This is a genomic window from Wenzhouxiangella psychrophila, from assembly GCF_042310375.1.
Classification (GTDB): domain Bacteria; phylum Pseudomonadota; class Gammaproteobacteria; order Xanthomonadales; family Wenzhouxiangellaceae; genus Wenzhouxiangella.
Genome location: NZ_JBHJMQ010000009.1, coordinates 1 through 16,146, shown reverse-complemented (window position 1 = coordinate 16,146; position 16,146 = coordinate 1). Strand labels below are relative to the sequence as shown.

At 64.9% G+C, this 16,146-nt stretch carries 18 protein-coding genes; 12 read left to right on the top strand and 6 right to left on the bottom strand.

Features of this window, described 5'->3' with window-relative positions:
* The first annotated feature begins 130 nt into the window (after nucleotides 1–130).
* Together rplU and rpmA are read left to right on the top strand one after the other, a co-directional pair.
* Nucleotides 131–442 (top strand): 50S ribosomal protein L21, encoded by a 312-nt coding sequence (rplU, locus tag ACDC66_RS11570; protein WP_376696883.1) that lies wholly within the window; start codon nucleotides 131–133, stop codon nucleotides 440–442.
* A gap of 3 nt (nucleotides 443–445) precedes the next feature.
* Nucleotides 446–706, top strand: a complete 261-nt coding sequence (gene rpmA / locus ACDC66_RS11565; RefSeq protein WP_376696882.1) for a 50S ribosomal protein L27 — start codon at nucleotides 446–448, stop codon at nucleotides 704–706.
* A gap of 107 nt (nucleotides 707–813) precedes the next feature.
* Here the strand turns inward: rpmA and ACDC66_RS11560 are convergent, their stop codons facing one another.
* Nucleotides 814–1,056, bottom strand: coding sequence for a hypothetical protein (locus tag ACDC66_RS11560; protein WP_376696881.1), 243 nt, complete (start codon nucleotides 1,054–1,056; stop codon nucleotides 814–816).
* Between ACDC66_RS11560 and cgtA the strand changes: the two genes are divergently transcribed.
* Entirely contained in the window at nucleotides 1,031–2,080 is a 1,050-nt protein-coding gene (gene cgtA, locus ACDC66_RS11555) for an Obg family GTPase CgtA (RefSeq protein WP_376696880.1), read from the top strand. The two genes, ACDC66_RS11560 and cgtA, sit on opposite strands and share 26 nt — an antisense overlap.
* Before the next feature lie 57 nt (nucleotides 2,081–2,137).
* Nucleotides 2,138–3,730, top strand: a complete 1,593-nt coding sequence (locus ACDC66_RS11550) for a mucoidy inhibitor MuiA family protein (protein ID WP_376696879.1) — start codon at nucleotides 2,138–2,140, stop codon at nucleotides 3,728–3,730.
* A gap of 108 nt (nucleotides 3,731–3,838) precedes the next feature.
* Here the strand turns inward: ACDC66_RS11550 and rpsT are convergent, their stop codons facing one another.
* Nucleotides 3,839–4,102, bottom strand: coding sequence for a 30S ribosomal protein S20 (gene rpsT, locus ACDC66_RS11545; RefSeq protein ID WP_376696878.1), 264 nt, complete (start codon nucleotides 4,100–4,102; stop codon nucleotides 3,839–3,841).
* Between the two features lie 95 nt (nucleotides 4,103–4,197).
* On the opposite strand from rpsT, the gene murJ reads away from it, so the two are divergent.
* Nucleotides 4,198–5,808, top strand: a complete 1,611-nt coding sequence (murJ, locus tag ACDC66_RS11540; RefSeq protein WP_376696877.1) for a murein biosynthesis integral membrane protein MurJ — start codon at nucleotides 4,198–4,200, stop codon at nucleotides 5,806–5,808.
* A 70-nt stretch (nucleotides 5,809–5,878) separates the two neighbouring features.
* Here murJ and ACDC66_RS11535 read toward each other — a convergent pair whose 3' ends face one another.
* The 3 genes from ACDC66_RS11535 to ACDC66_RS11525 are packed head-to-tail and all read right to left on the bottom strand — an operon-like array spanning nucleotide 5,879 to nucleotide 8,764.
* Nucleotides 5,879–6,826, bottom strand: a complete 948-nt coding sequence (locus ACDC66_RS11535) for an ArsA family ATPase (RefSeq protein ID WP_376696876.1) — start codon at nucleotides 6,824–6,826, stop codon at nucleotides 5,879–5,881.
* A 7-nt stretch (nucleotides 6,827–6,833) separates the two neighbouring features.
* Nucleotides 6,834–7,091, bottom strand: coding sequence for a cory-CC-star protein (locus ACDC66_RS11530; RefSeq protein WP_376696875.1), 258 nt, complete (start codon nucleotides 7,089–7,091; stop codon nucleotides 6,834–6,836).
* Nucleotides 7,088–8,764: a carbon starvation CstA family protein gene (locus ACDC66_RS11525; RefSeq protein WP_376696874.1), complete on the bottom strand. Its 1,677-nt coding sequence runs from the start codon at nucleotides 8,762–8,764 to the stop codon at nucleotides 7,088–7,090. The genes ACDC66_RS11530 and ACDC66_RS11525 overlap by 4 nt, the downstream gene beginning before the upstream one ends.
* 106 nt (nucleotides 8,765–8,870) lie before the next feature.
* On the opposite strand from ACDC66_RS11525, the gene ACDC66_RS11520 reads away from it, so the two are divergent.
* From ACDC66_RS11520 to ACDC66_RS11490, 7 genes are all read left to right on the top strand, one after another.
* Nucleotides 8,871–9,794, top strand: coding sequence for a bifunctional riboflavin kinase/FAD synthetase (locus ACDC66_RS11520; protein ID WP_376696873.1), 924 nt, complete (start codon nucleotides 8,871–8,873; stop codon nucleotides 9,792–9,794).
* Between the two features lie 92 nt (nucleotides 9,795–9,886).
* Nucleotides 9,887–12,646, top strand: coding sequence for an isoleucine--tRNA ligase (gene ileS / locus ACDC66_RS11515; RefSeq protein ID WP_376696872.1), 2,760 nt, complete (start codon nucleotides 9,887–9,889; stop codon nucleotides 12,644–12,646).
* 36 nt (nucleotides 12,647–12,682) lie between these two features.
* Nucleotides 12,683–13,174, top strand: a complete 492-nt coding sequence (gene lspA / locus ACDC66_RS11510; RefSeq protein ID WP_376696871.1) for a signal peptidase II — start codon at nucleotides 12,683–12,685, stop codon at nucleotides 13,172–13,174.
* Between the two features lie 204 nt (nucleotides 13,175–13,378).
* Complete coding sequence (locus ACDC66_RS11505; protein WP_376696870.1) at nucleotides 13,379–13,609, top strand: type II toxin-antitoxin system Phd/YefM family antitoxin; 231 nt, start codon at nucleotides 13,379–13,381, stop codon at nucleotides 13,607–13,609.
* Nucleotides 13,610–13,611: 2 nt separating this feature from the next.
* Nucleotides 13,612–14,016 carry a PIN domain-containing protein gene (locus ACDC66_RS11500; RefSeq protein ID WP_376696869.1) on the top strand — a complete coding sequence of 135 codons (405 nt, stop codon included), beginning with the start codon at nucleotides 13,612–13,614 and terminating at the stop codon, nucleotides 14,014–14,016.
* A 50-nt stretch (nucleotides 14,017–14,066) separates the two neighbouring features.
* The gene (locus tag ACDC66_RS11495; protein WP_376696868.1) at nucleotides 14,067–14,369 is read left to right on the top strand and encodes a nucleotidyltransferase domain-containing protein; all 303 of its coding nucleotides are present in this window, start codon (nucleotides 14,067–14,069) and stop codon (nucleotides 14,367–14,369) included.
* Nucleotides 14,366–14,860, top strand: coding sequence for a hypothetical protein (locus ACDC66_RS11490; protein WP_376696867.1), 495 nt, complete (start codon nucleotides 14,366–14,368; stop codon nucleotides 14,858–14,860). Before ACDC66_RS11495 ends, ACDC66_RS11490 begins: the two co-directional genes overlap by 4 nt.
* Nucleotides 14,861–15,084: 224 nt before the next feature.
* On the opposite strand, the gene ACDC66_RS11485 is transcribed toward ACDC66_RS11490, so the two are convergent.
* A complete protein-coding gene (locus ACDC66_RS11485; protein ID WP_376696866.1) occupies nucleotides 15,085–15,768 on the bottom strand; it encodes a Bax inhibitor-1/YccA family protein in 684 nt (227 codons plus the stop codon).
* Nucleotides 15,769–16,146 lie beyond the last annotated feature (378 nt).

The window sequence follows — 16,146 nt, the reverse complement described above, 5'->3', positions numbered from 1 at the left end:
CGCGTGATCAGCGCAAAGCAAACCCCCAAATTTTCGGGAATCACCGGTGGGCTTCTACTGCGTTGACGGAACGGGGGCGTTCCGGTAGAATTCCCGCTCTTTACTGGCGAGTTCTTGCGGAGATTCATCCATGTACGCGGTATTTTCAACCGGCGGCAAGCAGTATCGGGCCTCTGAAGGCGACGTTCTGCGCGTTGAGAAGCTGGAGGCCGAGAAGGGCTCCAAGGTCGAGATCGATCAGGTTCTGATGGTTGGCGAAGGCGACGACGTGCGCGTCGGTGCCCCGACTGTCGAGGGCGGCAAGGTGACCGCCGAGGTGGTCGACCACGGCCGCGGCGAGAAGATCCGGATCATCAAGTTCCGTCGTCGCAAGCACAGCATGAAGCAGATGGGGCACCGTCAGTACTACACCGAAATCAAGATCACCGGAATCGAGGGCTAAGCAATGGCTCATAAAAAGGCAGGCGGCTCAACTCGCAACGGCCGCGACTCCAATCCGAAATACCTGGGCGTCAAGCGTTACGGCGGTGAAGCCGTGGCGGCCGGCAACATCCTGGTCCGCCAGCGCGGCACCCGTTTCCATGCCGGCGCCAACGTCGGTGTGGGCCGTGACCACACCCTGTTTGCCCTGTCCGACGGCAAGGTCAAGTTCGAACAGCGCGGCAAGCCCGTACGCAAGTTCGTGACGGTCGAGCCGGCCGAGTAAGTCACGAGGCAGCGAAAAGACTCGCATTCCGCCCCAAACCGGATGCCGAGACGGCCCCGCCTTCGAGCGGGGCTTTTTCGTTTCTGGCGGGCCCGTCCTTAAAACCTTTAAAACGCAAAGACGCTAAGCAGCGAAGAGCGCAAAGGGGAAAGACCAAAATAATCAAAAACGCTATTGGAAAAGAGCATGGGCTCGCTGACCATGTTTTCCAATCCGCTTTTTCTGGTTTTCTTAGCGTTCTTTGCTGCTTTGCGTCTTTGCGTTTCAAAGATTTTCCTGCTTTCAGCGCCCGCCAACCCTGCTACGACCGAGTAAACTGCCAGCATGAAGTTTGTTGATGAAGCCTCCATTCGCGTCACTGCCGGTAACGGCGGGCACGGCTGTGTCAGTTTCCGGCGCGAGAAGTACATTCCCAAGGGCGGCCCCGATGGTGGTGACGGCGGCGACGGCGGGGATGTCTGGCTCGAGGGCGATTCCGGGCTGAACACGCTGGCCGACTTCCGGCATGCCCGGCACTTCAAGGCAAAGAACGGCCAGCCGGGTGCCGGGCAGCAGCGTACCGGCAAGTCCGCCCAGGACGTGACGGTACGCGTACCCCTGGGCACCATTGTTCGCGCCGCCGAAACCGACGAGCTCATTGGCGAGGTGCTCGAGCAGGGCCAGCGCCTGCTGGTCGCCCGTGGCGGCCATGGCGGCCGGGGCAATACCCGCTTCAAGTCATCCACCAATCGCACGCCGCGCCAGTCAACGCCGGGCACGCCCGGCGAGGAACGCGGGCTGTACCTGGAGCTGAAGGTGCTCGCCGACGTCGGCCTGCTGGGCTTTCCCAATGCCGGCAAGTCGACGTTGATCAGTGCCGTTTCAGCGGCGCGGCCCAAGGTGGCCGATTACCCGTTCACCACGCTTCATCCGAATCTGGGCGTGGTCAGTCTCGAACCCGGGCGTTCGTTCGTCATTGCCGATATTCCCGGCCTGATCGAGGGCGCGGCCGAAGGGGCCGGGCTGGGCATCCAGTTTCTCAAGCACCTGCAGCGCACGGGGCTCCTTCTGCATCTGGTCGAGATCGCGCCGGTCGACGGCAGCCAACCGGTCGACCAGGTGCGCGCGCTGGAACGCGAACTGGCCCGCTTCGACGAGGCCCTGGCCGGGCGCGAGCGCTGGCTGGTGCTGACCAAGATCGACCAGCTCGACGAGGAGCTGGCGAGTAAGGTCGCCGCAGAGATTGTCGAGAAGCTGGACTGGAAGGCCCCCTGGTACGCGGTATCGTCGGTGGCCCGCAAGGGACTGGACAGGCTCACGGGCGACGTGATGAACTACCTGGAAGAAAAAAGGCAGGTCGAGGCGGGTTCGCAAGAAGGTCATACCGGGGATTGAACCCTCGCCGATCGGGTCCGTCGAATTCACCACATGCCCCGCACACGGAGAGCGTCCATGTCGAGAATACTGTTGTTGCTTGGTTCCATCGTCTGGCTGCTTCCGGCTCATGCCGCGATCGAGTCGGTTACCGTTTTCCCCGATCGCGCCACCGTCACGCGCATCGTCGAGATGAACATCGAGGCCGGTTCCGGTGAGCTGGTCCAGTCCGATCTGCCGGCCGGCTTGTCGCGCGACAGCCTGCGCATTTCCGCAACCGGTCCGGACGGTCTGCGACTGGGTGCCTACCAGCTGGAAAACGTGCGCGGCAGTGAGCGCGTCAGCGAGCGGGCGCGTCAACTCGAATCCCGATTGCAGGCCCTGCGCGACGAACGCAATGTCATTGACGACGCCATCGTGGCGCGCGATCTTCAGATGGATCTTCTGCGCTCGCTGAGCGGCGGTGCAGGGCAGGGTGATGGAAAGCTGGCCATCGACGGATGGGACGATGCCCTGCAGACGGTGGGCAGCGGCGCCGAGGAGGTGCTCACGGCGCGTCGGCAGCTCAGTCTGGAGCGGCGCGAACTGGAGACCGAGATTCAGCGGCTCGAGCAGGAACTGGCCGATCTGGGTCAGCAACAGCAGGACACACTGGCGCTCAGCCTGTCCTACGAGAGCTCGTCGGCCGGCGCCGCCGAGTTCACCATCGAATACACCGTCGGCGGCGCATATTGGCGGCCGGTGTACGAATGGCGCCTGGATACCGAGGCCGACCAGCTGCAGGTCGTCCAGTTCGCCGAAGTGCGCCAGCGTACCGGCGAAGACTGGTCGGAGGCCGAACTCAATCTCTCGCTCTCGCGGCCCTCGGCGGGCGGCAGATTGCCCGAAGTCTCATCCTGGTGGGTGGATGTCCAGCCTCCCGAAAAGGAGGCGTCGCGCGACCGGGCCAGCGTGGCCGGCGACCAGCTTCAGCGCAGCGAGATGGAATTTGCGGCCGCGTCCGCGGCCGAAGCCGAGTGGGACGGTGCCGAACTGGTCGGCAACGAATACACCCAGGCCTACCGTGTGCCCGGCCGCGCCAGCGTGGCCGCCGACAATCAGCCGCATCGCTTCCGGCTCGACGAGTACACCATGGACGTCGCCCTCAGCGCCCGAGCGGTTCCGCGCTATCAGCAGACCGCCTGGCTGTATGCCGAAGGCGAGTGGGATGGCGACCTGGCGCTGCCTCCCGGCTCGGTCACGCTGTACCAGGACAGCACCCTGGTCGGACAGGCCCGTTTCGGCGGCGTGGCGCCCGGCGGGGAACTGGCCTCGAGCTTCGGTGTGGATGATCGCATCACCGTGGAGTACGAGATGGTGCGCGACGACCGCGCGACCGAAGGCATGTTGAGCAAGTCGACCGTGCTGACCCGGGCTCATCGCATCACGGTCAGCAACGGTCACTCACGATCGATCGATCTGACCGTATTCGACGCCATGCCCGTCTCCCGCGATGAGCGCATCGAAGTGGCCCTGACCGAGTCGACCACGGACCCGGACCGCCGCGACGTCGACGATCGACCCGGCGTGCTGGCCTGGGATCGCCAGGTAGCGGCCGGAGAGGGCCTGGACCTGACGGTCGGCTATCGCCTGCGCTTCCCGAAGGATCTGCCGGGCGTCCAGGGCTGGTAGGGTGTCAAACGGGCAAAGAAAAAGCCGCGCTCAGTGGCGCGGCTTTTTCGTGTTCTGCGTGTTGCCGGACGCCGTCAGCCGCCCGCGCAGTAGTCTTGCAGAGCCTTCTCAGCCCAGTTCGCGGACGTGCTGGTTCAGCCGCGACTTGTGGCGGGCGGCCTTGTTGGCGTGCATGACGCCCTTCGACACGGCACGGTCGATGGCCGGCACGGCCGACTTGTAGGCCTCTTCGGCAGCGGCCTTGTCGCCCGACTCGATGGCGCGCAGCACCTGCTTGATCTTGGTGCGCACGTGCGAGCGCTGCGAGGCATTGTGCTGACGATGCTTCTCGGTCTGGCGGGCGCGCTTGCGGGCGGATACGCTATTGGCCACGTTGGAATCTCCTGAAAAAATCGATCACTAAGAAATCAAGCAGGGAATTATCGGATGATTCGACAGACGAGTCAAGGGCCAGCGGGGTGGGCGGGATGAGCCTGATGCGCTCGGTATTCAGTTTCGGTTCGATGACGCTCATCTCGCGCATCCTCGGCTTCGTGCGCGACGTGGTCTTCGCGCGCTGGTTCGGGGCCGGGCCGGCGATGGATGCCTTCGTCTTCGCCTTCAAGATCCCGAATTTCCTGCGCCGCCTGTTCGCCGAAGGTTCGTTCTCGCTCGCCTTCGTGCCGGTGCTCAACGAATACCGCGAAAAGCACGACCACGCGCAGCTCAAGTCCCTGATCGACGCCACCGCCGGCAGCTTGATGGCGGTGCTGCTGGTGATCACCGCCCTGGGCGTGTTCGCCGCCCCCTGGATGGTCACCGTGTTCGCGCCGGGCTTTCTCGATGATCCGGAAAAGTTCCGGCTGGCCAGCGACATGCTGCGGGTGACCTTTCCCTACCTGCTGTTCATCGCCCTGACGGCACTGGCCGGCGGCATTCTAAACACGCTTGGACGCTTCGCGCTGCCGGCGCTCACCCCGGCGCTGCTCAATATCTCGCTGATTGCCGCGGCGGTCGCGTTCAGCCCGATGTTCGCCGAGCCGATCGAAGCCCTGGCCTGGGGCGTCCTGATCGCCGGCGTCCTCCAGTTGCTGGTACAACTGCCGGTGCTCGCCCGCCACGAGGTCCTGCCCCTGCCGAAGCCGAATTTCCGGCATCCCGGGGTCAAGCGCATCATGACCCTGATGGTGCCGACCCTGTTCGGCTCGTCGGTGGCGCAGGTCAGCCTGCTGTTCGACGTGTTCTTCGCCTCGCTGCTGGCTTCGGGGTCGCTGGCCTGGCTCTACTACGGCGACCGCCTGATGGAATTTCCGCTGGGCATGTTCGGGGTGGCGCTGTCGGTGGTGATCCTGCCGACCCTGTCGTCGCTGCACGCGCGCGATAACCGCCAGGAGTTCCGGGCGACGATCGACTGGGCCGTCACCCTGGGCGTGGTGATCGCCGTACCCGCCGCCGTGGGACTGGCGCTGGTGGCCGAACCGCTGGTGATCACGCTATTCCACTACGGCGCATTTACCGATCGTGATGCCGCCATGGCGGCCGTGGCGTTGCTGGCTTATACCGTGGGTCTGCCGGCGTTTATCGGCGTCAAGATCCTGGCGCCGGCGTACTTCTCGCGCCAGGACACCAAGACCCCGGTCAAGGTCGCGATCGTGGCACTCGTCGCCAACATGATCCTCAACGTGGTGTTTGTATTCATCATCGCCTGGCACCTGGCCGGCGGCGATTTCGGCGACGGCCTGTTCGCCACCCTGGCCGCGCATCCGGGTGCACATGCCGGCCTGGCCCTGGCCTCGAGCACTTCGGGCTGGGTCAACGCCTCCCTGCTGTGGCGCGGCCTGCGCCAGCGCGATCTTGCGCCCCGGCTGCCCTGGCGCCACGTCGGCCAGGTGGCGGCCGGGGTCGTGGTCATGGCACTCGCGCTCACCGTGCTGGTGCCGGCCACGGCCGACTGGCTGGCCGCCGGCATCGCCTGGCGGGCCGGGCAAATGACCCTGACCGTCCTCGTCGGCTCGATCGTCTATGCCGCCGTGCTGTTCGCCGCCGGCCTGCGCTTGCACCACCTTGCCCGTCCACGCGACGTCAAATCCGGCCCGTAGGTCGGGGTCGCATCCCCCACGGACGAGATTTCAATCTTGATCACGCGTAGCTATGAGTGTTCAGATCTGCTTACGTCGTCTTCCTCACGCAGAGCCGCAGGAAAGCGATCAGTTCGGCCAGTTCGTCGGGTCCGGCCGGCGCTTCCGCGCGCAGCTCGAGTGCTTGCAGCGACAGGTCCGGATCCCGCCGCGCGAGTTCGTCGATCCAGCGTTGCTGCTGACCGCGGCGGCGGGCGATGAAATCGTGGTCGTCGTCCGGAAACACGCCGTTGACGATGCAGCCGGCCACTTCGATGCCGGTTTGTCGCAGCTGCCCGGCCAGGCGCACGCTCTCGAGCACCGGCAGGCGTTCGGGCGAACACACCAGCAAGGCGCCGCAGCGCTCGGCGTCGGTCAGGATACGACCCACCGTTTCCAGGCGCGTTTGACGGCGCTGCAGGCGTTCTGCGATCCGTCGGCTGCGCTCCGACAGGCTTTCGTCGTGGCCGCGTTCGACCCGCAGCCGGTCGTGGCGATGCTGCTGATCGAGCAGGTCGTCGGTCCAGCGCCCCAGCGATTCGGGCAGCCGGAGAAGGCGCAGGGTATGGCCCCCTGGCGCGGTGTCGAGCACGATCCGCGCGTAGTCGCGACCGACGCCGTCGAGCAGTTCGGCCAGCCAGTCGATCAGGGCGGCCTCGACAGTGCCGGGCGCGTTGTGCGCCAGTGCCATGTGCCGGTCGATATCGGGCCAGGTATCGGGATGGGCATAGTCGCGCAGGGCGCGGGTGACCTGATCGACGTGCGCGGCGGCCAGCCGTTCGGCGTCGACTTCGATCGCATCCAGATTTGCTTCGACGGCGGATGGATCGTGGTCCAGCCGGACTCCGAGCACGTCACCGAGCGAATGCGCCGGATCGGTGGAGACCACCAGCGTGCGCTCTCCGGATCGTGCGGCGCGGACCGCCAGGGCCGCCGAGACCGTGGTCTTGCCCACGCCGCCCTTGCCGGCGACCAGGGTCAGGGGCCGCTCGCTCTTCATGGGTTCCTTAGCAGCAACGAGGACAGTCCAGCGGCGAGTGGGCCAGGCCCATGCGGCGGTGCCAGTCGTGAAAATCGTCGGCCAGCAGCGGACGCAGCTCCAATAGCAATCCGGCGGCTGGGTGATCGATGCCCAGCGCATCGGCGTGGACCAGCAGCATCAGCAGATCGTGGCGGTCGCGGCGGATGCGGGCCAGCTCGCGCCGATGGCGGGCGTGATAGAGCGCCTCGAGAAAAGCGTCGAGTCGGCGCATCAGCCGCCTCATGCCGCCTCCCGCCCGTCACCGCGGCGCGCGCGCACCAGGGCGCCGGCCGTTTCCAGGGCCACGAACACCGCCGCGACCAGGATCAACGCGTCCATGCCCAGCAGGAACCATTCGCCGGCCCGGTAGAAGTCGACCAGTTGGTAGAGCAGGGCGGCGATCGTCATTGCCATCAGGCCGAGCATGGGTACCAGCAGCGGCCAGGACGGCCTGCCCTGGCGCGCCACCAGCAGCCCGACGACCAGCAGCGTCAGCGCCGCCAGTAGCTGGTTGGTGGTGCCGAACAGCGGCCAGATGACCAGGCCGCCGGTGCCCTCCGTGCCGCCGGCGCCGAAGGCCAGGCCGACGCAGCAGCCGACCGCCAGCGCGGTCGACGGGCCCTTTCGAAGCAGCACCTGGATACCGTAGATCTGGCCCCATTCCTGGACGATGTAGCGCTGCAGACGAATGCCGGTGTCCATCGTGGTGGCCGCGAACAGCACCGCCATGACGGCCAGCAGGGTGGTGCCGACGGCCAGGGGCAGGCCGTAGCCGGTGTTCATCAGGTTGGCCCCGCCCTGGACGAAGGCCGCCAGGCCGCCGGAGGCGAAGCTCGAGTAGAGTTCGTTCCACTCGCCCAGGGTGGCGAAGCCGGCCGTGCAGGCGAGGATGGCCGCCAGCGCCAGGCAGCCCTCGCCGACGGCGCCGAAGTAGCCGACGAAGCGTGCGTCGGATTCGCGGTCGAGCTGCTTGGAGGTGGTGCCCGAGGCCACCAGGCCGTGAAAGCCCGAGATCGCCCCGCAGGCGATGGTGACGAACAGCAACGGAATCATCGGCGGGATGTTGTCGGGCAGGCCGGTGTTGATCATCGGCGCGACCACTTCCGGGTTGGCCAGCAGCACGGCGGCGAACAGCAGGCCCAGCCCGATGAACAGCTGCAGGCCGTTGATGTAGTCGCGCGGCTGCAGCAGCACCCAGACCGGCAGCAGCGAGGCGACGGCCGCGTAGGCGAAAAGCACGATGATCCACTGCGCGTTCGGGCCCAGCCCCAGCGCCGTCTCGGGCAGCGCCACGGGCATGAACTGGCCCAGCCAGATGGCGAAGTACAGCACGGTAACGCCGGCGATCGAGAGCCAGGCCAGGCCGATGCGCCCGCGGCGGATGAGCTGGCCCAGCACCAGGGCCACGGCGATGGCGCTCCAGGCCGGCACGACGCTTTGCGGGTAGTCGACGAACAACCGGGCGATGACCACCGCGAATACCGCGTTGACCATCAGCAACAGCAGGAAGATGACGATCATGAACAGTGCCCGCGTGCGGCCGCTGACCAGCGCGCCGGTGAGCGCCCCGACCGACTGGCCGCGGTTGCGAATGCTGGCCCAGATCGCGCCGAAGTCGTGCACACCGGCGATCAGGACGGTGCCCAGCACCACCCAGACAAACGCCGGCCCCCAGCCCCAGATCACCGCGATGGCGGGCCCGACGATGGGCGCGGCCCCGGCCACCGAGGTGAAGTGATGGCCCCACAGCACAAAGCGGTTGGTGGGCACGTAGTCGATGTCGTCGCGCAGGGTGTGCGCCGGGGTCGGGCGGCTGTCGTCGAGGCGGTAGATGCGCTCGGCGATCCAGCGCGAATAGACCAGGTAGCCGAGGGCGAAAATTCCCAGTCCGATGAGCAGCAGGGCAATGGCGTTCATGATGCGCAGCGGTGATCGATTCGCCCCAAGGATTGGTCAACGGGCCGGGACTGTCAATGCGAAGCCAACCGCGACGCTCGAAACCCGGTAGAATTCGTCGCCTGCCATGCGACTCATTCGATACCTCAATTCCGATCGCGATAACTGGCCCGCCACCTCGGTTGCGGTGGGCAACTTCGACGGTCTTCATCGCGGTCACCAGGCGCTGATCGAAGCGGCCCGTGACGGTGCGGGCAAGCTCGCGCCCGCGTTGATGTGTTTCGAGCCGTTGCCGGCCACGTTCTTCCAGCCGGATTCCCCGCAGCCACGCCTGCTCAAGGTGCGCGACAGGATCCGCCTGGCGCGCGATTACGGGGTGGAGCTGATGTTCATGCTGCGCTTCGACGCGGGTTTTGCCCGCCAGAGCCCGGAGCGTTTCGTGCGCGACGTGCTGGTTGCCGGTGCGCGCGCCGGGCGTGTCGTCGTCGGGTCGGACTTTCGGTTCGGCTCGCGGGCGGCCGGTGATGTCGCGATGCTCAAGAAGCTGGGCCGGCGCTACGGGTTCACGGTCGAGCGGGTCGAAGCGGTTGACGACGGCGAGGAGCGCATTTCATCGACCCGCATTCGCACGGCCATGTTCGAAGGCGACCTGGGCGAGGCCGAACGCCTGCTGGGCCGACCCTATCGGATTTCCGGGCGGGTGCTGCGCGGTCGCGCACTCGGTCGGGATCTCGGTTTTCCGACGATCAACATCCGGCCGCCGATGCCGCCTGCGCTGACCGGCATTCTGGCTGTAACCGTCTCAGGCGACGGCCTGGACGCGCACCCGGGCGTTGCCAGCCTCGGCCGCCGCCCGGTTCTGGGCGGCACAGACTGGCTGCTGGAAGTGCACCTGTTCGATTACGATGGCGACTTGTACGGCGCACACCTCGAAGTCGAGTTCGTCGAGTTCATTCGCAGCGAGGAACACTTCGACGATCTCGAGATGTTGACCGAGCAAATGAAGAAGGATGCCGAGAAGGCGAAGGACATGCTCTTGCATGCCGAATGACCAAGTACTAAGTTTCCCTGAACCCTGAACCCTGAACCCTGAAAACTGTGGATTACAAAGACACCATCAACCTGCCCAAGACGAGCTTTCCGATGAAGGCTTCCCTTGCCCAGCGCGAGCCGAACATGCTCGAGCAGTGGTATGCCGACGGGCTCTACGAACGCATCCAGCAGGCCACTGAAGGGCGCGAGACTTTCGTGCTGCACGACGGCCCCCCGTACGCCAACGGCGATATCCACATCGGGCACGCGGTCAACAAGATTCTCAAGGACTTCGTGGTGCGCTCGGCCCTGCTGGCCGGCTACCGCGCGCCCTACGTGCCGGGCTGGGACTGCCATGGCCTGCCGATCGAGCTGCAGGTTGAAAAGAAGGTGGGCAAGGTCGGGCAGAAGGTCGATGCCGCCACCTTTCGGCAGAAATGCCGCGAGTACGCCGAAAAACAGATCGACAACCAGCGCCAGGACTTCAAGCGCCTGGGCGGGCTGGGCGACTGGGACAACCCCTACGCCACCAAGGATTTCCGCTACGAAGCCGACATGCTGCGGGCGCTGTCGAAGATCGTCGAGCGCGGCCATCTCAAGCGAGGCGTCAAGCCGGTGCACTGGTGCTTCGATTGCTCCTCGGCCCTGGCCGAGGCCGAGATCGAGTACCAGGACAAGACATCCACGGCGGTCGACGTGCTGTTCCCGGCCGTCGATGTGGACGAACTCGGCAAGCGCTTCGGTGCGTCCGGCCTGGCCTCCGACGCCGGCATCGTCATCTGGACGACCACGCCCTGGACCATCCCGGCCAACCAGGCGGTGTGTCTCAACGCCGAACTGGACTATGACCTGGTTCGGGGCCAGCGCGAGGGTGTTCAGCGCGACCTCGTGATCGCCAGCGAATTGCGCGAGGCCGTCGCCGAGCGCATCGGCCTCGAGAAAGTCGAGGTGCTGGGTACCGTCAAGGGCGAGGCGCTGGAGCATCTCAGGCTCCGTCATCCCTTCCGCGACTACGACGTACCGACGATTCTCGGTGAGCACGTCACCACCGAGACCGGTACCGGTGCCGTTCACACTGCGCCCGGCCACGGCCAGGAAGACTTCGACGTCGGTCTCGTCTACGATCTGCCGGTGGTCAACCCGATCGACGGGCGCGGCGTGTTCGTCGAGGAAACGCCCGTCGTCGGCGGCGAGCACGTATGGAAGGCCAATGCCATGCTGGTCGAGCACATGCAAACCAACGGTACGCTGCTCGCCGCCGAGGACTTCGGACACAGCTATCCGCACTGCTGGCGCCACAAGACGCCCACGGCCTTCCGAACCACGCCGCAGTGGTTCATCGCCATGGACCAGGCCGGCCTGCGCGAGGACGCTTTGCGCGCCATCGACCAGGTGCGCTGGGTCCCCGACTGGGGACAGGCGCGCATCCGCGGCATGATCGAATCCCGCCCGGACTGGTGCATCTCGCGGCAGCGGACGTGGGGCGTGCCGCTGGGCTTCTTCATCGACCGCGACAGCCAGGAGCCGCATCCGGATACCGCCGGGCTGCTGCAAAAGTTTGCCGATGTTGTCGAAAAGGATGGCGTGGATGCCTGGTACGCCGACGACATCGCCGAGCGCCTGGGCGTGGACGCGGAAAAATACGAGCCCGTGCCCGATATTCTGGACGTGTGGTTCGACTCGGGCGTGACGCACCATTGCGTGCTCGACCAGCGTCCCGAGCTCAAGCGCCCGGCCGATATCTACCTGGAAGGCTCCGACCAGCATCGCGGCTGGTTCCAGTCCTCGCTGCTGACTTCGGTGGCCATGCACGGCATCGCGCCTTACGAGCAGGTGCTCACCCACGGCTTTACCGTCGATGCCGAAGGCAAGAAGATGTCGAAGTCGCAGGGCAACGTCGTTGCACCGCAGCAGGTCATGAAGACCCTCGGCGCCGACATCCTGCGCCTGTGGGTGGCCGCGGCCGACTACCGCCAGGAAATGAGCGTTTCCGACGAGATTCTCAAGCGCGTCGCCGACGCTTACCGGCGCATTCGCAACACCGCGCGCTTTTTGCTGGGCAACCTGCACGATTTCGACCCGGGCCAGCACGCGCGGCCGATGGACGAATTGCTGCCGCTCGACCGCTACGCCGTCGACATGGCCGCCCGATTGCAGGACGAAGTTACCGACGCCTATCGCAACTACCGCTATCTCAACATCTACCAGGGCGTGCACCATTTCTGCAGCGTCGACATGGGTGCGTTCTACCTCGACATCGTCAAGGACCGCTTGTATACCCTGCCGGCCGACCATCCGGCCCGCCGCTCGGCGCAGACCGCCATGCACCACATCCTCGAGGCCCTGGTGCGCTGGCTCGCGCCGGTGTGCTGTTTCACCGCCGAGGAAATCTGGAAGGAGATGCCGGGCGATCGCAACGACTTGATCATGCTCGCGACCTGGTACGAGGGGCTCGAGACCGGCGACGAGGCCACGCGGGAAAGCATGCAGCGCCTGCGCAAGGTGCGCGAAGTGGTCGGCCCCTGGCTCGAGCAGCTGCGGCGCGACAAGACCATCGGCGCCTCGCTGGCGGCCGAAATCACGCTGGAAGCTTCGGGCCGCCTGGCCGAGGAGCTCGAATCCATCGGCGACGAGTTGCGCTTTTTCTTCATCTCCTCGGATGTTCACCTGGCGCCGGTTTCCGAGCCGATGGAAACGGCCGATATCGACGGCGATACGCTCAAGCTGGGCGTGAAGCCCACAGAGCACGCCAAGTGCGTGCGCTGCTGGCATCACCGCGACAGCGTCGGCAGCAACCCGGACCATCCGGAAATCTGCGCTCGCTGCGTGGAAAACATCGAAGGCCCGGGCGAGACCCGGCGCTGGGGCTGACAGAATGAGCGGCGGGGTACATTAGCAATGCTACCGATGCGGCCGACAAGGTACGGACTGTGGCTACTGCTGGCCGGGTTGATCGTGCTGTTCGATCTCTATACCAAGCAGTTGGCCATGCACTACCTGGAGCTCTACCGGCCCAACGTCGTGTTTTCCTGGCTGAACTTCACCCTGGCGCACAACACCGGCGCGGCCTTCAGCTTCCTGGCCGGCGGTGGGGGCTGGCAGCGCTGGTTCCTTTCGGCCGTGGCGGCGATCATCGTCGTTGTGCTGCTGGTCTGGCTGTGGCGCCTGCCGCACCGCGCCCGCCTGCTGCCGTCGGCCCTGGCACTGGTCATCGGCGGCGCGATCGGCAACCTGATCGACCGCATCCGCTTCGGCTACGTCGTCGACTTCATCGACGTCCACTACGCCGGCTGGCACTGGCCCGCCTTCAACCTGGCCGACTCGGCCATCGTGGTGGGCGTCATCCTCCTGCTACTCGACAGCCTCATCCCCGGCCGCCGTATTCACCATCACGCGTGAGCCCGGCTTGCGCCGGGTAAAAGCCGCACAGTTTTTCTAACTGTCGTCCCGGAATCGCCGCAGGCGATATCCGGGACCCCGCACCGGTCTGCGGGCAGGGCATGTCTGATCAGATGTCGGAACGGCGTCCTCGCCGCGATCGCGCGATCGATCCAAACGCGGCGATCTGGCATAATATGACCAATTGGTCATCTGGAGGTTGCCATGCGTACCGTACCCGCCGCTGAAGCCAAGGCCCATTTTTCAGAGTTGCTCAAGGCCGTGGAGGCGGGCGAGGAAATCGTTATTACGCGACGCGGCCGGGCAGTCGCTCGCCTTTCCTCGCAGAAACCCCTCAAGGCATCCGATGTGTTCGCGCCGCTGTGGAAGGATCCGATCGATATCGAGGCGCCCGAGGATCGAGCTCCGGAGAAAGAGCCGGACTGGGATGACTGAGCGTGGCGCAGTACCTACTAGATACCAACATCCTGATTGCTGCCGTCAAGGGCTGGCGCCCCGTCCGAGATCGGCTCAAGACGGTCGATGCCTCGAGCATCCTGATCTCTCCCATCGTGCTGGGCGAACTGCTCACGGGCGTTGAGAAGAGCCAGCACAGGGCGTCAAACCGGGAGCGATTGCTGGGTGTCCTGGAGGGGCTGCGTCCGGTGACAATGAGCGCTGACGTCGCGATTCACTACGGCGAGGTGAGGGCGGCCCTGGAGTCTCGCGGCGCGCCAATCGGCGCCAATGACCTCTGGATTGCCGCCCATGCTTTGGCGCTCAGTGCTGTGCTCGTCACCGACAACGAACGCGAGTTTCGCCGCGTACCCGGTCTGGACGTCGAAAACTGGCTGGCTGCTTGAGGTTGCGAGCTGTCGGAAGAGGCGGCACTCGCGCGTTGTACAATCGGTCCATGCGATTGACGCCGGAACAAGTTGAAGCCATAAAAGCCACAGCGGCGGAAGTGTTCGGTCCGGATGCTGAAGTGTGGCTGTTCGGCTCGCGCGCCGATGACTCGCGTCGGGGTGGTGATATCGACCTTTATGTCGAACTCGGCCGAATCAGTAGTGAGGAACGCACCCGGCTCGAGGCCAGGTTCTGGGCGAAACTCCAGCGTTTGCTGGGCGAGCGCAAGATCGACATCGTCACACATCCGCACGGGGCACCTGTTCGACCCATCGATCGCCAGGCTCGCAGTTCGGGCGTGCGCCTATGAAAAGCAGCGAAATCGTTGAACTCAAATTGGAACCGGCTTTGCGTGAATGCCGGCTGCACGAACGGCGATTGGCCTACGCCCAAGCGCAACTCGCCAACCAACTGCCGCTGTCGGCCGCCGGCTGGGAGTCTCTGGACGATGAGACCGTGGCGGACATTGACCAGCTCCTGTTCCGATATAACAAACTGCAGGACGCCATGGGGCAGCGGCTCTTTCCGGCCATACTGATGCTCGGTGGCGATTGGCGGGAAGATCAGACGTTCATAGATCGGCTCGATCTGTTGGAAAAGCTAGGCGCCATTCCGTCGGCACAGCAATGGAGCGAACTGCGTGCCATCCGCAACAAGATGACTCACGAATACCCTGACGCGCCCGAAGTGAATGCCGCCAATCTGAACCGGGTGGTCGAGTCAATCGGGCCGTTGAGGGAAGCGCTGGATCAGTCCGATACCTTCGCGAAACGACTGGTCGAGCGGGTCGTTTCTCGGTAGAAGTCGATCGGAGTGTCATCCCGGCCGGAGCGCAGCGAAGAGCCGGGATCTCGCACGCCCCGATTCGGCGCTGGGCAAGGCGTGCCCGCCGCGACGTGCGGGGTCCCGGATATTCGCTAGTGCGAATTCCGGGACGACAAGGGATGGTGTTCCGGGACGGCATGCACAAAAAACCCCGGCATGGTGGCCGGGGTTTCGATGAGGCTCGATGCTTGCCTGCGGGCTTATTCCTCGCCGAAGAAGAAGCCGAACAGGTGCAGCAGGCTCAGGAACATGTTGTAGATGGACACGAACAGGGTGACCGTGGCCATGATGTAGTTGGTTTCGCCGCCACGGACGATCTGCTGGGTCTGATACAGGATCAGGCCGCACATCAGCAGGGCGAACATCCCGCTCACCGCCAGGCTCAGCGCCGGCATGCTGAAGAAGTAGGCCGCCAGGCCGGCGACGAAGGCCACCAGGATCCCGGCGAACAGCATTGGACCCATGAAGCTGAAGTCCTTCTTCGTGACCATGGCGAAGCCCGACAGGCCGATGAAAGCCACGCCGGTGGTGCCCATGGCGGCGATGACCAGCTGGTCGCCGTTGCTGAACATTGTGGTGTAGGCGTTGATGATCGGGCCGATCGTCAGCCCCATGAAGCCGGTCAGGGCAAACGTGGTGACGATACCCCAGCCGGAGTTGCGCAGGGCCTGGGTGGCGAACAGCAGCCCGAAATAGCCGACCAGGGTGATGATCAGGCCGGGATGCGGCCAGTTGTTGACCATCGACAGGGCGGCCGTTCCGGCGCTGAACAACAGCGTCAGGGCCAGCAGGTTCCAGGTATTGCGCAGCACGCGGCGCGCATTGTCGTCCATCTCGACGGACTGGCCACGGCTGATTGTCTGTGCACGAAGGTTCTCGCTCATTGGCGCGTTGATCCTCGGTTGTGGTTGGTGAAACTGCCTAATCAGACCGTGATTCTAGCAGGAAGGTTTCAACGGGAAGGGTTGGCTGGTTTGCTGGTTCGCTTGTTGGCTGGTTCGGCAGCCGAACGGATTGGCGGTCGCCCGCAGAATGTTGCTAGAATTTCCAGAAGCGTTGGCTGTAAGCTCTTGGTATGGGGACGATTTCTCGGTTTGAGGATATCGAGGCCTGGAAGGAGGCTCGGGTGTTGGTACAGCACGTCTATCGGTGCTGCCGGAATACCGAGCCTGTCCCGATTTCTGTGTAACCGCCCGCCTTCATAGTTGATCGGTGACCCGATCTTCGAATTGGATAATAAATTGGTTCAGCGCGGCCTTCCA